We start from the raw sequence: 1222 nt of genomic DNA, 5'->3' as shown, positions 1-1222 counted from the left end.
TAGGGGCTTTATAAATTCTGGTAAAGAGACACTTTTTACCTATTGATAGGATCCACTTTTAGCATAAAGGTTAATACAATGAAGAAAAATAATGCACCTTTATTTCAAGGATTTGTTTTAGGAAAAGGTGTCGTGAAGGAACAGGTTTATCATGCTCTTCGTGAACACATTCTTGCAGGCCGATTACCAACAGGAACAAAGATGCCTTCAACCCGGGCGTTGTCCGAGATGATGGCAATTTCACGAAATTCAGTGATTGCCGGTTATGACAGGCTATTAGATGAAGGGTATATTTTTACCCGGAAAGGGTCTGGAACCTATGTTGCGCACAATATTCCGGATCGGAGTATCAGCAATAGCTATCCAATGATAGCGTCGGGGGAAGTCGTCGCGCCTGATGAACAGGTAAATGGCCAAAATAATCCTGTGCGCGATTTATGGTCAAATGAGTATGAAGGGCGCGGCATGAACCGTCTATTTGCGGTTGGTGTTGGCTGTACGGATCTCTTCCCGCACGCACTATGGGGCAAATTACTGCAACGGGTCTGGAGACAATCCCGGCACCAATTGGGGGCCCACACTCACCCTTGCGGATACTTTCCTTTGAGAAAAGCGGTTTGTCGTTACATCAAAACAACGCGTGGAGTGAACTGTAACGAAGATCAGATAATCATCGTAAATGGTATCCAACAAGCATTGAACATTACCGCACGAGCGCTGCTGTCGACAGGCCATGAAGTTTGGCTGGATGAACCGGGTTACAAAGGCGCACGAGGGGCTTTTATGTCTGTTGGCGCAATTGTGAGGCCGGTACCGGTAGACAGCGAAGGAATGAACGTCCGCTATGGTATTGATCATTTCCCTGACGCTAAGCTGGCCTATGTTGTCCCGTCGGATCAATATCCATTAAGTGGAACATTGAGTTTATCCCGGCGTTTTGAGCTGTTGGAATGGGCGAAGTCAAACCAGGCATGGATATTTGAAGATGATTATAATAGCGAGTTCCGCTATGCCGATCGCTCTTTACAGGCATTGCAGGGATTAGATGATAATCAACGGGTTATTTATGCCGGTACATTTTCGAAAATGATGTATCCAGAATTCCGTTTAGGTTTTTTAGTTGTCCCGCCAGGTTTACAAGAACAGATTATGGTGACGAAATATTTTACAGATCTCGGCACCAGCTATCTTGAGCAGGCAATGATGGCGAGTTTTATTGAGG

General features: G+C 45.4%; 1 protein-coding gene. It reads left to right on the top strand.

Translation table 11 applies throughout. The features are described from left to right. Nucleotides 1-78 precede the first annotated feature (78 nt). Nucleotides 79-1222, top strand: a 1144-nt coding sequence (locus KQJ18_RS24065; protein ID WP_216422962.1) for a PLP-dependent aminotransferase family protein, incomplete at its 3' end; no start/stop codon positions are given.

The organism is Citrobacter sp. S55_ASV_140 (assembly GCF_018919505.1).
Lineage (GTDB): Bacteria > Pseudomonadota > Gammaproteobacteria > Enterobacterales > Enterobacteriaceae > Citrobacter > Citrobacter werkmanii.
Note: the sequence above shows the minus strand (reverse complement) of the source record. Positions and strands in the feature narration are given on the sequence as shown.